The sequence below is a fragment of the Mycobacterium sp. TH-M106 genome (assembly GCF_057473765.1).
In genome coordinates this window covers 1-12,939 of the sequence record NZ_JBYCLE010000470.1, presented here as the reverse complement: position 1 = coordinate 12,939, position 12,939 = coordinate 1, and the positions used below count along the sequence as shown (strand labels likewise).

11 protein-coding genes and 1 pseudogene are annotated in these 12,939 nt (G+C 67.2%); 10 read left to right on the top strand and 2 right to left on the bottom strand.

Annotated features, from left to right (window positions below; all coding sequences use genetic code 11):
* Positions 1 to 457 (bottom strand): APA family fibronectin-binding glycoprotein (locus tag AC2VOP_RS16700; RefSeq protein WP_486962008.1); only part of this gene is annotated, 457 nt, incomplete at its 3' end.
* A gap of 228 nt (positions 458 to 685) precedes the next feature.
* On the opposite strand from AC2VOP_RS16700, the gene AC2VOP_RS16695 reads away from it, so the two are divergent.
* From AC2VOP_RS16695 to AC2VOP_RS16675, 5 genes and pseudogenes are all read left to right on the top strand, one after another.
* On the top strand, positions 686 to 2,092 hold the full coding sequence (locus AC2VOP_RS16695; RefSeq protein ID WP_486962009.1) for an NAD(P)/FAD-dependent oxidoreductase: 1,407 nt from the start codon (positions 686 to 688) through the stop codon (positions 2,090 to 2,092).
* Positions 2,093 to 2,164: 72 nt separating this feature from the next.
* Positions 2,165 to 2,962: a gluconate 2-dehydrogenase subunit 3 family protein gene (locus AC2VOP_RS16690; RefSeq protein ID WP_486962007.1), complete on the top strand. Its 798-nt coding sequence runs from the start codon at positions 2,165 to 2,167 to the stop codon at positions 2,960 to 2,962.
* Entirely contained in the window at positions 2,955 to 4,718 is a 1,764-nt protein-coding gene (locus AC2VOP_RS16685; protein WP_486962006.1) for a GMC oxidoreductase, read from the top strand. The genes AC2VOP_RS16690 and AC2VOP_RS16685 overlap by 8 nt, the downstream gene beginning before the upstream one ends.
* A 518-nt stretch (positions 4,719 to 5,236) precedes the next feature.
* Positions 5,237 to 6,067 (top strand): annotated as a pseudogene (locus AC2VOP_RS16680) (PGRS repeat-containing protein); the annotation flags it as partial.
* A gap of 106 nt (positions 6,068 to 6,173) precedes the next feature.
* Complete coding sequence (locus AC2VOP_RS16675) at positions 6,174 to 6,332, top strand: hypothetical protein (RefSeq protein ID WP_486962005.1); 159 nt, start codon at positions 6,174 to 6,176, stop codon at positions 6,330 to 6,332.
* A 29-nt stretch (positions 6,333 to 6,361) separates the two neighbouring features.
* On the opposite strand, the gene AC2VOP_RS16670 is transcribed toward AC2VOP_RS16675, so the two are convergent.
* Positions 6,362 to 6,781, bottom strand: a complete 420-nt coding sequence (locus AC2VOP_RS16670; protein WP_486962004.1) for a PaaI family thioesterase — start codon at positions 6,779 to 6,781, stop codon at positions 6,362 to 6,364.
* A gap of 232 nt (positions 6,782 to 7,013) precedes the next feature.
* Between AC2VOP_RS16670 and AC2VOP_RS16665 the strand changes: the two genes are divergently transcribed.
* The 5 genes from AC2VOP_RS16665 to AC2VOP_RS16645 all read left to right on the top strand — a co-directional run.
* Positions 7,014 to 8,813, top strand: a complete 1,800-nt coding sequence (locus tag AC2VOP_RS16665; RefSeq protein ID WP_486962003.1) for a GMC oxidoreductase — start codon at positions 7,014 to 7,016, stop codon at positions 8,811 to 8,813.
* A 155-nt stretch (positions 8,814 to 8,968) separates the two neighbouring features.
* Positions 8,969 to 9,385 (top strand): BlaI/MecI/CopY family transcriptional regulator, encoded by a 417-nt coding sequence (locus tag AC2VOP_RS16660; protein WP_486962002.1) that lies wholly within the window; start codon positions 8,969 to 8,971, stop codon positions 9,383 to 9,385.
* A gap of 14 nt (positions 9,386 to 9,399) precedes the next feature.
* Positions 9,400 to 10,350, top strand: a complete 951-nt coding sequence (locus tag AC2VOP_RS16655) for a M56 family metallopeptidase (protein WP_486962001.1) — start codon at positions 9,400 to 9,402, stop codon at positions 10,348 to 10,350.
* 95 nt (positions 10,351 to 10,445) lie between these two features.
* On the top strand, positions 10,446 to 11,918 hold the full coding sequence (gndA, locus tag AC2VOP_RS16650; RefSeq protein ID WP_486962000.1) for an NADP-dependent phosphogluconate dehydrogenase: 1,473 nt from the start codon (positions 10,446 to 10,448) through the stop codon (positions 11,916 to 11,918).
* A gap of 52 nt (positions 11,919 to 11,970) precedes the next feature.
* Positions 11,971 to 12,939: IMP dehydrogenase (locus AC2VOP_RS16645; protein ID WP_486961999.1), on the top strand; the 969-nt coding region annotated here is incomplete at its 3' end.

Below are 12,939 nucleotides of genomic sequence, written 5' to 3'. Positions count from 1 at the left end.
GCCGGGTTGCGGCTTTGGCGCTGTCGCTTTCCGAGCTGGCGTAGAGCCGCTGGTCCAGCTTGCCCAGCACAATCCGGGTGTCGTTGGCGGTCACCGGGGGCTGGCCCGGCAGCGGCGACTGGCCGATCTGCTTGCTCAGCAGCGCCGAACCGTATTCGAGGTGGCTTGCGTCGGACTCCACCCAGCCGGCGGGCACGACGTAGCTGAACCCGTCGGCGACGTCGTCGACCCGGCCGAGGTCGGGCTCACCCGGTTCGACCGGCTGTGCGGGCGGGGCAAACGGGTTCCAAGGCGGGGGCGGTGCCGCATTGGTCGGCGGCGCCGGCGGCATCGGGGGTACGGGGTCGGCGTTCGCCGCGGTCACCGGCGCTCCGATGGCGATCGCCCCGGCCGTGATGGCAGCCGTCAGTGTGCACAGGCCCCAGCGCGCCGTTGAGTGTGAATCCTGCTGCTTCATGGCAGAAGAACCTACCGTGTTACGGCTGTGACGCAAGCGCGACGTGCTTGCACTGTGCCGGATTGTGCGCCGCCCTGCAGTGGAGGTTCGGCTGGCAGGCCACGGTCGCCCGCTGGACGTGGCTGAACACACAACCGCCGAATTCGGCAACCGGCAATCAGGTCAACTAGCGTGATGATGAACGCGGTGAACGCGGTGAACGCAGTCGTCGAGGAGCTACCCCATTCCATGAGCGCCCAACCCCAAGCTATGGGAGTGAATACTCACCGGCACCGGGTCGTCATCATCGGATCCGGCTTCGGTGGGTTGACGGCAGCCCGGACACTCAAGCGAGCCCCGCGTGGATGTCACGTCGACATCACGTTGATCGCCCGCACCACCCATCACCTGTTTCAGCCGTTGCTGTATCAGGTCGCGACCGGCATCCTGTCCTCGGGGTCGATTGCTCCGTCGACCCGTGTCGTGCTACGCAAACAACGCAACGTCCAGGTGCTGTTGGGCGATGTCACCCATATCGACCTGGTGGGCAAGTTCGTCACCTCGGAGCTGCTCGGCCACACCTACGACACCCCGTACGACACCCTGATCGTCGCCGCCGGCGCCGGCCAGTCATACTTCGACAATGACCACTTCGCCGAGTTCGCACCCGGTATGAAGTCGGTCGACGACGCCTTGGAGTTGCGCGGACGCATTCTCAGCGCATTCGAGCAGGCCGAACGCTCCCGCGACCCCGAACGACGGAAGAAGCTGCTGACGTTCACCGTCGTCGGGGCGGGTCCCACCGGTGTGGAGATGGCCGGGCAGATCGCCGAATTGGCCATGCACACCTACAAAGGTGCATTCCGGAAGATCGACCCGACTACGGCGCGGGTGATCCTGCTCGACGCCGCTCCTGCCGTGCTGCCGTCGATGGGTGACAAGCTGGGCCGCAGAGCCGCCGGGCGGTTGCAGAAGATGGGCGTCGAGATCCAACTCGGGGCGATGGTCACCGATGTCGACCGCAACGGCATCACGGTCAAGCACTCCGACGGCAGCATCCGGCGTATCGAATCGCAGTGCAAGGTGTGGTCGGCGGGTGTCTCGGCAAGCCCGCTGGGTCGCGATCTCGCCGAGCAGTCTTCGGTCGAGTTAGACCGGTCCGGTCGGGTGAAGGTGCTGCCCGACCTGTCCGTGCCGGGCTACCCGAACGTCTTCGTGGTCGGTGACATGGCGGCCGTCGAGGGTGTGCCGGGCATGGCGCAGGGCGCCATCCAGGGCGCCAAGCACGTCGCCAGCACCATCAAAGCCGAACTCGACGGCGCCGATCCGACCGGCCGTGCGCCGTTTCAGTATTTCGACAAGGGCTCCATGGCCACCGTGTCGCGATTCTCGGCGGTGGCCAAGTTCGGCCGGCTAGAGTTCAGCGGCTTCATCGCCTGGTTGGCATGGCTATTGCTGCACCTGGTCTACCTGGTCGGCTTCCACAACAAGGTCAGCACGCTGCTGTCGTGGACCGTCACGTTCCTGAGCACGCGCCGTAGCCAGCTGGCCATCACCGAGCGGCAGGCGTTCGGCCGGACCCGGCTCGAACAACTCGCGGTGCTGGCCGCCGAGGCTCACGGCACGACGGCTGGGGCGAACAGGGCGTCCAGTTAGCGGCGGCTGTCGCGACACGCCGCGGCGCAGACAATCCCAAGAGATCGCTGACCGCTGTCACATAATTTGTGCGTGCCCGACGAGACGGCCAGCAGATCAGACTCGCTGGGGGCGGTGTCGCGGCGCGCAGTGCTCGGCGGGCTGAGCCTGCTGCCATTGACTGCAGCCGTACGCGGCGTTGTTCCGAACGCTTCCGCCGACGCGCCGTACCTCTTCCTGTCGCCGCACCAGGCCGCGGTGCTCGACGCCGCCACCCGCCGCCTGATCCCCGGGCCGGAAGACGACCTGTTGGAGCGCGGTTCCCCGGGCGCGCACGAAGCCAACGTGGTCCGCTTCCTGGACTACATGTTGTCAGCCTTCTCGTTCACGCCAGCGAAGGTGCACGCGGGCGGGCCGTGGAGCAACCGGGCCGGCGGCACCCAGGACTTCATGGCCGACTTCGTCCCACTCGACCGCGCCCAGACCTACGGATGGCGCCAGCGGATCGCGAACTATCAAGAGCAGTACACCAACGGCATCGCGCTGCTCGACAAACTGGCCGGCGGCGACTTCACGACGGTGTCCAAGGCGCGCCAGGACAGCATCCTGATGCAGGGTCAGGCGGTGCCGTTCACCAAGTTGCTGTTCGGCCACACCATCGAGGGGATGTATTCCGTCCCGGAGTACGGCGGCAACGCGGGCCTGGTCGGTTGGCAAGACATCTATTGGCCGGGGGACGTCCAGCCGCGCGGCTACACCAACGCCGAGGTCGAAGCGGCCGAGTTCGACCCGTGCGGGATCCCCCCGAACGGGATCATCGCCAAGCTGCTCAACGGAGGTTGGACGCAGGTCATCTCCGCGCTGGGCGGCAAGGCCGGCATCAATGCCTAAGGCGGTCGTGGTCGGCTCTGGCGCCGGCGGATCGGTGACGGCCATGGTGCTCGCCGAGGCCGGCTGGGACGTGGTGGTCCTCGAGCAGGGACCGAGCTACTACTCCGACCTCGCCGGGCAAGGGCCCTTCTCGACGGTGTTCTCCAACGACGAACTCAAAACCTTTCGCTACTTCGAGATGCCCGACCCCATCGCATACCCGCGTACCTTTCGCCAAAATTCCAGCCAAAACGCGGCGAAGACCTACGTCGGCGCGGTCGATGACCTTGCGTATCAGGTCGGTGGCACCTACCCGCACTCGGACTGCAAGTTCTGCCGGCTGTGGGACATCGACTTCAAGGGGCTGTCGATCCTGGGCCCGGTGCCTGGCGCAGACATGGCCGACTGGCCGTTCGACTACAACGAGATGCGGCCCTACTACGACGAGGTCGAGAAACTGATCGGCACCCAGGGTGATCTCGGGTCGACGCCGGCTCTGGTGCTCCGGCACGCGCCACAGGAGACGCCGTTTCCGATGCCGCCGGGGCCGCAGCAGCGGTCGTCGATGCTGCTTGCCGCAGGGGCCAAACGTCTGGGGTTGCATCCCTATTACTACCCGATGGTGATCAACTCGGTGGAATACAACGGCACCCCGGCGTGTAACAACTGCGGGTTCTGCTCCGGGTACGGGTGCCCGATCTCGGCCAAGCCCACGACGCTTATCCCATTGCGGCGAGCGTTGCAGACCGGTCGTACAGACTTGCGCCCGCTCACCCAGGTTCTCAAGGTCAACTTCACCGGCCGGCGGGCCACCGGCGTCACTTTCGTCGACCCGCAGGGCAAGCCCGGCGGTGAGAGCGCCGACGTCGTCGTGCTGAGCTGCTCCGCGGTCTTGACGCCGTGGCTGGCGCTGCTGTCCGAGCTGCCCGACCCCTACGGGCGTATCGGCAAACGGATGATGTTTCAAAACTTTTACGAAGGCTTCGCGGTCTTCCTCGACCAGCGGGTACACGCCTACAAAGGCCGCGCGCTCACGCAGTGCATGCAGGACTTCAACGATCCCGACTTCCCCGGCGCCCGGGCCTTTGCCCGACTGGCCGGACTGCCCTACATCCGCGCCGGGCTGTGCGAGCTCGGCGGCAGCCAGAACCCGATCACCGAAGGCCAGTTCTATCAGCAGATCCTGGGGATTCTGCCGGGCGTGCAGCTGTTCGGTCATCCGTTCAAGGAGCTGATGCGCGCCTCGCTGCTGCGCGACCGGCTCGCCGGCTTGGATTGTTTCTCCACCGACATGCCGTATCTGACCAACACCGTCACTTTGGATCCGACGGTCAAAAACCTCAACGGCCAGCCGGTGCCGCGAATCACCTACGACATCGGAAAATTCGAAAAAGCCTCCGAAGACTTCTTCATCCCGGCAATCACCGCGATGATGGGGGCATCCGGCGCACAGCTGTTCGCGGCCTTACCCCAACGTCTCGTCAATTCGCTGTCCGGCCCGCCGGTGCCCAGCGGCAAGCACACCATGGGCGGAATGCAGATGGGTGTCGACCCCAAGACCAGCGTTCTCGATGCATATGGGCGCATGCACCACATGGACAACGTCTACTGCGCCGACGGCAGCGTGTTCGTCACTTCCAGCGGCAGCCCCCCCACCCAAACCATCATGGCGGTGGCGCTGCGCAACGCGCGTGCGCTCGCCGGCCAGCCGCAGAGATCACCGGCCAGCACCGCTCAGACACCCGGTGTTCCCCAGTTGCCGGGCATCCGTCCGTGACCGGTACAAACGGTTTGCGGAAGGTTACTGTCGCGGTGTGGGCCCCGGATGAAACGGGATGAAAGGGGATGAAAGGCGAGACGATGGCTGAACTAGCGGGCTTAAATTTGGGGAGGAAGCGCACTCGGCGGGCGGACGCCGCGGTCCGCCGTCATCGCGTGGCCGATCTACCGACCATTGCCACAGTGTTTTTCGCCGCGGGCATAGCACCACTGGCGACTTCGCCGTCGGCACAAGCTGACATCCTCGACCTGCTCGTCGACCCCGTCATCGAGCCATTCCCAGCGGCAGACTTCACCGACCTCAGCGGTGCGCTGGCAGACCCCGCTTCCGCCGCCGGCCTGGCCGGCTTTGACCCGGATAGCCTGGGTCTCGCTGATCCGTTAGCCTCGGCCAGCGCTCTGCCCCTGGGCGGTCTGCTGGCCAGCTTGTTCGACACGGTGATCTACCAGCCGGTTTACTTCCTCAGTCAGGCCTGGATCACCAGCCCTGTTGGCGAGTTTGTCGACAACACGCTGCTCAACCCGATCAGCCAAGACCTCATCGGGCGGATATTGATCGGCAACGGCGCCCCCGGCATGGATGGCGGAACAGTTCTGCAAGCCGCCGGTCACCCCGGCGGGTTGTTGTTCGGCGACGGCGGGGCCGGCGGCACCGCCGCCAGCGGGCAGGGCGGTCTCGGCGGAGCCGCCGGGCTGACCGGCAACGGCGGCGACGGCGGTGCCGGAGCCGACGGCGGCAACGGCGGCGACGGCGGGGCCGGCGGATTCCTCATGGGCAACGGCGGTATCGGCGGCGCCGGCGCCGCCGGTGGTGCCGGTGACAGTGGCGGCAATGGCGGAGCCGGCGGTTTCGCCGTCGGCTGGCTGTTCGGCAACGGCGGCGCCGGGGGTGCCGGCGGCGCCGGCGGGACCGGCACCGCCGGCACCCCCGGTGATTCGGGCTTGCCGGAGAACGACGGCACCGAAGGCGGGGCCGGCGGTATCGGCGGCATCGGGGGTAGAGGCGGTAGCAGCAGCCTGCTGCTGGGCGACGGCGGTGACGGCGGGATCGGCGGCGTCGGCGGAACGGGGGGTGTCGGCGGTGCCGGCAGTGACGGCGGAAACGGCGGCGACGGGGGCGTCGGCGGCAGCGGAGGCACCGGCGGCAACGCCGGCCCTGCCCTGGGGTTCGGTGACGTGGGCACCAACGGCGACGGCGGGGCCGGCGGCAACGGCGGTGCGGGCGGCGCACCCAGTGACGCCGGCGCCCCCGGCCATGGCGGAGCCGGCGGCATCGGGGGCGTGGCCGGCGACACCGGCACCGGCGGTGTCGCCGGCCAGAACGGCCAGCCCGGCCAACCTGGCTAAAGCTGGCTAAAGCTGGCTAAACCAGCAAAACCAGCGGCTCCGCTCGCGACACGCCGCAACCCGGGAAATCCCCGGTGATCCCCGACAGCCCCGTCATACTCGGCCTATGACCAGCAACACCGCTGTCCGCGGATTGGATTTGTCAGCGCGGGTATCCCGGCGCGCGATGCTCGGCAGGCCTGGCCTGCTGCTGGCCGCCGTCGTACCGGGCATCCTGCCGGCTCGTCTGGCCACTGGGCCCAACGGGAGCGTTACCGGCCGTTAGATCCGGTAACGCAGTCCGCACCGACCTCCTCAGTCAGCCGGCTCGAGGTTCTGCAGCCGCACCTGACCGCGGGCGATCGTCCGATTCGTGCCGTCGGTGATGGTGACCAGCCATAACTGTTGACGGCGGCCACGGTGAACCGGGGCGGACACAGCATGCACGGTGCCCGAGGAGATAGCGCGCAGAAAGTCGGTGTTGTTGTTGACGCCCACAACCTGACCGCCGCTGCGGCCGCTCTGGTTCAGCCACACATAGGCCGACACGCTGGCCATGCTCTCGATGATCGAGCAGTACACGCCGCCGTGCACGATGCCCGTCGCCTGCAACAGCTTGGGCTCCACCTCCAGTTGAGCGCGGGCGCCGTCGGGGCCCAATTCGGTGAACACCAAGCCGACCTCCTCATCGAAGGGCGAGGTGAAATGCGGCAGCGGGACCGGCGAAGACGACACGCCCTTGTGTCTACACCACGGCGCCACACGCGGCCCCACCTGGGCGCGACACCCCGCATAAGGATTCGACGCAGCATCGTCACGGCCGACACGCCGTGACGCAAGTCAATCGCAAGGAAACCATGGCTCTCACCACATAATTCATGCATGCCCGACGAGGCGGTCAGCGGGTCGGGCTCACACGGGACAGTGTCACCGAGCAATGTGCTCGGCGGTGGAAAGGGCCGCGTCAATGCCTAAGGCGGTCATCGTCGGCTCGGGCGCCGGCGGATCGGTGACGGCCATGGTGCTCGCCGAGGCCGGCTGGGACGTGGTGATGTTCGAGATGGGGCCGAACTACTACTCCGACCTCGCTGGCCATGGGCCGTTCCCGACGGTGTTCTCCAACGACGAGCTCAAGAAGCACCGCTACTTCGAGCAGCCCGACCCCATCGCTTTCCCGCGCACTTTTCGGCAAAACGCCAGCCAAAACGCGGCGAAGACCTACGTCGGGGCGGTCAACGACCTTTCCAACATGGTCGGCGGCACATTCCCGCACTCGGACTCCAAGTTCACCCGGCTGTGGGACATCGACTTCAAGGGACTGTCGCTTTTGGGCCCGGTGCCTGGCGCCGACATGGCCGACTGGCCGTTCGAGTACAGCGACATGGTGCCCTACTACGACGAGCTGCAGACGATGCTTGGCGTGCAGGGTGACCTCGGGTCGATACCCGCTCACGTCCAGAAACACCAGCCGCAACAGACGCCCTTCCCGATGCCGCCGGGCCCGCAGCAGCGCTCCGCGATGCTGCTCGCCTCGGGGGCCAAACGGCTCGGGCTGCATCCCTTTTACTTCCCGATGGCGATCAACTCGGTGGAATACAACGGCTCCCCGGCGTGTAACAACTGCGGGTTCTGCGCCGGCTACGGGTGCCCGATCTCGGCCAAGCCCACGACGCTTATCCCATTGCGGCGAGCGTTGCAGACCGGGCGGACAGACTTGCGCCCGCTCACCCAGGTTCTCAAGGTCAACTTCACCGGCCGGCGGGCCACCGGCGTCACCTTCGTCGACCCGCAGGGCAAGCCCGGCGGTGAGAGCGCCGACGTCGTCGTGCTGGCCTGCTCGGCGATCTTGACGCCGTGGCTGGCACTGCTGTCCGAGCTGCCCGACCCCTACGGGCGCATCGGTCTACGGATGATGTTTCAAAATTTCTACGACGCATTCGCCATCTTCCTCGACCAGCGGGTGCATCCCAACCGCGGCCGCTCCACGACGCAGGTCATGTTCGATTACAACGATCCCGACTTCCCCGGCGCCCGGGCCTTTGCCCGGCTGGCCGGGCTGCCCTACATTCGCGCCGGGCTCTCCGAGCTCGGCGGCAGCCAGCTTCCGATCACCGAAGGCAAGTTCTACCAGATGATTCTGGGGATTCTGCCGGGGGTGCAGCTGTTCGGTCATCCGTTCAAGGAGCTGATGCGCGCGTCGCTGCTGCGCGACCGACTCGCCGGCACGGATGTTTTCGCCACCGACATGCCGTATCTGACCAACACCGTCACGTTGGATCCGACGGTCAAAAACATCAACGGCCAGCCGGTGCCGCGAATCACCTACGACATCGGAAAATTCGAAAAAGCCTCCGAAGACTTCTTCATCCCGGCGCTCACCGCGATGATGGGGGCGTCCGGCGCACAGCTGTTCGCGGCCTTACCCCTGCGCCTCGTCACTTCGCTGTCCGGCCCGCCGGTGCCCAGCGGTTTTCACACTATGGGCGGGATGCAGATGGGTGTGGATCCCAAGACCAGCGTCGTCGATGCGTATGGACGCATGCACCACATGGACAACGTCTACTGCGCCGACGGCAGCGTGTTCGTCACCTCCAGCGGCTCTAACCCCACCCAGACGATCATGGCGGTGGCGCTGCGCAACGCGCGCGCGCTCGCCGGCCAGCCGCTGAGACCGTCGGCAAGCTCCGCTCAGGCACCGGGCGCCCCCCAGTTGCCGGGTAACCCCGCGCTGCCGGGCCTCCCCCAGTTGCCGGGTATCCGTCCGTGACCGGTGCGAACGGCCCCAATCAGGTAAGCAGCCCAAGCCCTGTCGGGACATCCTGAGAATTCGACGTTGAGCTCAGCGGTGCCCGTGAACCCGGTACGACAACCGGTAGTAAGCCGGTGTAGGCTTGTCACGTCGTCCAGGAGGGGAGTCGGGGCATGCCAAGGCCGGCGCACCTAGGGGATTTGGAACGGGCGGTGATGAACCACCTGTGGTCGCAGCCTGAGCCCCAAACGGTGCGCCAGGTCCACGAAGCATTGTCGGCGCACCGAGGCTTGGCTTACACCACCGTGATGACCGTGCTGCAGCGCCTGGCCAAGAAGAACCTGCTCATCCAGATCCGAGATGACCGCGCGCACCGCTACACGCCGGCGCATGATCGCGGTGATCTGGTTGCCGGTTTAATGGTGGACGCGCTGGACCAGGCCGCAGACCCCGGCGGTCGACAGGCCGCGCTAGTGCATTTCGTCGAACGCGTCGATGCCGACGAGGCCGAGGCGTTGCGGCACGCACTGGACGAATTGGAAGCCAAACACCGCGGTTCTCCACCCGATGGCGGTCAGGCCACGCCCTGAGGGAGACTGGCAGCGTGTTCGCGCTGGCCTCCATCACCGTCGCGATGCTGCTCGCCGGCCCGGTACGGTCCTGGCTGGCGCATGCGAGCTGGTTGCTGCGCGCACCCCGGGCCGGTGTGGTGCTGTGTCAGGCCGTCACACTCGCCGCGGTGATCTCGGCGTTCGGTGCGGGAATCGCCATCGCGAGCGGGCTGTTCATGCCTGGGCCGGACGGCCGCCCGACACGGACGGTCCGTGACGGCATCGATCGGCTGGGCTGGCCGCTGTGGATCGTGTCGGTGGCGGTCTTCGCGTTGACGCTGCTGGTGGGGATTCGGCTATTGGTGGCGGTGCTTCGGGTCGCGGTCGGCACCCGGCGGCGACGTGCGCATCACCGCATGCTGGTCGACCTGCTCGGGACCAGCGAGGACCCGCTGCCGAATCACATCCGCAGCCGGACCGACGAACTTCGGATCCTCCAGGTCGCGCAGCCGATGGCCTACTGCCTGCCCGGAGTCCGCAGCCGAGTCGTGCTCAGCGCGGGAATGCTGGCCTCGTTGACCGACACGGAGCTCGCCGCCGTGTTGAGCCATGAACGCGCGCATCTGCGTGCGCGCCATGACCTGGTGCTGGAAACGTTCACCGCCCTGCACACCGCCTTTCCGCGGATCACCCGCAGCGCCAGCACACTGGGTACGGTGCAACTGCTGGTCGAGTTGCTCGCCGACGACGCGGCGATCCGAACCACCGGGCCCGCGCCGCTGGCGCGTGCGCTGGTGGCCTGCGCGTCCGCGTCCGCACCGACGGGCGCTATGGCGGTGGGCGGCCCCAGCACGTTACTGCGGGTGCGCCGACTGTCGGGACCGGGCAACAGCCGAGCACTGGCGGTGACCGTCTACCTCGCCGCGGCGGCGGTGCTGGTGGTGCCCACCGTCGCACTGGCGGTACCGTGGCTGATCGAGTTGCACCGGCTGATCGCCGGCTAACCGCGGCGAAATCCGTTGCCGTCACGTATCACCCGAGCGTCGACCTTCGATCTGGCATGTTGGAGAAGCCGAGAAGGGCAGAGGAAGGTTCAGACATGAGCGTCACCGAAGCGAGCGCCCAGATCGGGGTGACCGGCTTGGCCGTGATGGGTTCCAACATCGCCCGCAACTTCGCCCGGCACGGCTACATCGTGGCACTGCACAACCGTTCGATCGCCAAGACGGACGCGCTGTTGGCCGAGCACGGCGCTGAGGGCAGTTTCGTGCGCAGCGAGTCGGTTCCGGAATTCCTCGCCGCGCTGGAGAAACCGCGCCGGGTGCTGATCATGGTCAAAGCCGGTGCCGCCACCGACGCCGTCATCGACGAACTTGCCGACGCCATGCAACCCGGCGACATCATCATCGACGGCGGCAACGCGCTCTACACCGACACCATCCGGCGCGAGAAAGCCTTGGCCGAGCGGCGCCTGCACTTCGTCGGCGCGGGCATCTCCGGCGGTGAAGAAGGTGCACTGAACGGGCCGTCGATCATGCCCGGCGGCCCCGCGGAGTCGTATGAGTCGCTGGGCCCGCTGCTGGAGCAGATCTCAGCACACGTCGACGGGGTGCCGTGCTGCACGCACATCGGCCCCGACGGATCGGGCCACTTCGTCAAGATGGTGCACAACGGCATCGAGTATTCCGACATGCAACTGATCGGCGAGGCCTACCAGCTGCTCCGCGACGGGCTCGGCTTCTCCGCGCCGCAGATCGCCGACGTTTTCACCGACTGGAACAGCGGGGAGTTGGATAGCTATCTGGTGGAGATCACCGCCGAGGTGCTGCGCCAGGTGGACGCCAAGACCGGCCGACCGTTGGTCGACGTGATCGTCGACGAGGCCGAGCAGAAGGGCACCGGCCGCTGGACCGTCAAATCCGCCCTCGACCTCGGTGTCCCGGTGACCGGCATCGCCGAAGCGGTGTTCGCCCGAGCGCTGTCGGGTTCGGTGGCCCAGCGCAAGGCGACCGCCGGCTTCGCCTCCGGTCGGCTGGGCGAACGCCCCGCCGACCCGCAGACCTTCATCGAAGACGTCCGCCGGGCGCTGTACGCCTCCAAGATTGTCGCCTACGCCCAGGGCTTCAACCAGATCCAGGCCGGCAGCGCCGAACACAACTGGAACATCAACCCCGGCGACCTGGCCACCATCTGGCGCGGCGGCTGCATCATCCGGGCCACGTTCCTCAACCGCATCAAGGAGGCCTTCGACGCCGAACCTGACCTGGCCAGCCTGCTCACCGCACCGTATTTCCGCGGCGCCGTCGAATCGGCGATCGACAGCTGGCGCCGGGTGGTGTGCGCAGCCATCCAGCTGGGAATACCGGTTCCGGGCTTCTCCTCGGCGCTGTCGTACTACGACGGCCTGCGGGCCGCGCGGCTCCCCGCCGCGCTCACCCAAGCCCAGCGCGACTACTTCGGTGCGCACAGCTACCGGCGGGTCGATGCGCCCGGAAAGTTCCACACCCTGTGGAGCGGCAACCACAGCGAGGTGGCGATTCCGTCCGGTGGCATGCAGACCGGGACGACCTGAAGACGAGCCGGACCATTGATGCTGGGATGATTCAGGGATAATGCGTTAGGCAATGAGGTTCTTGAACGGGCAGGCCCCCGCATACGATCTGACCTACGACGATGTCTTCATCGTCCCCAACCGTTCGGACGTCGATTCGCGGTTCGACGTGGACCTGTCGACCCGCGACGGCTCCGGCACCACCATCCCGGTGGTGGTGGCCAACATGACCGCGGTGGCCGGGCGCCGAATGGCCGAGACGGTGGCCCGGCGCGGCGGCGTCGTCGTGTTGCCGCAGGATCTGCCGACCTCCGCCGTGCAACAGACCGTGGACTTCGTCAAGAGCCGCGATCTGGTCATCGACACCCCGGTGGTGCTCTCGCCCGACGATTCGGTGTCGGACGCGGCCGCGTTGATCCACAAACGCGCCCACGGCGCGGCGGTGGTGGTGTCTCAGGGCCGCCCGGTCGGCCTGGTGACGGCGCCGCGCTGCGCAGGTGTCGACCGGTTCACCCGGGTCCGCGACGTCGCGACACCCGATTTTGTCAACGCCCCGGCGGACACCGATCCGCGCACGGTCTTCGACCTGTTGGAGCACGCCCCGATCGATGTCGCGGTGCTGACCAACACCGACGGCACGCTGGCCGGGGTGCTGACCCGCACCGGGGCGATCCGGGCCGGAATCTATACCCCGGCCACCGACGGGGCCGGCCGGCTGCGCGTCGCCGCTGCCGTCGGCATCAACGGCGCGGTGGCGGCCAAGGCGGCGGCATTGGTGGAGGCCGGGGTGGACCTATTGGTCATCGACACCGCACACGGCCATCAGGTCAAGGCGCTGGACGCGATCAAAGCGGTTGCAGCGCTGGATCTGGGTGTGCCGTTGGCAGCCGGCAACGTGGTGTCCGCCGACGGCACCCGGGATCTCATCGACGCTGGAGCCGACATCGTGAAGGTCGGCGTCGGCCCCGGCGCCATGTGCACCACCCGGATGATGACCGGTGTGGGCCGTCCGCAGTTCTCCGCCGTGGCCGACTGCGCGGAC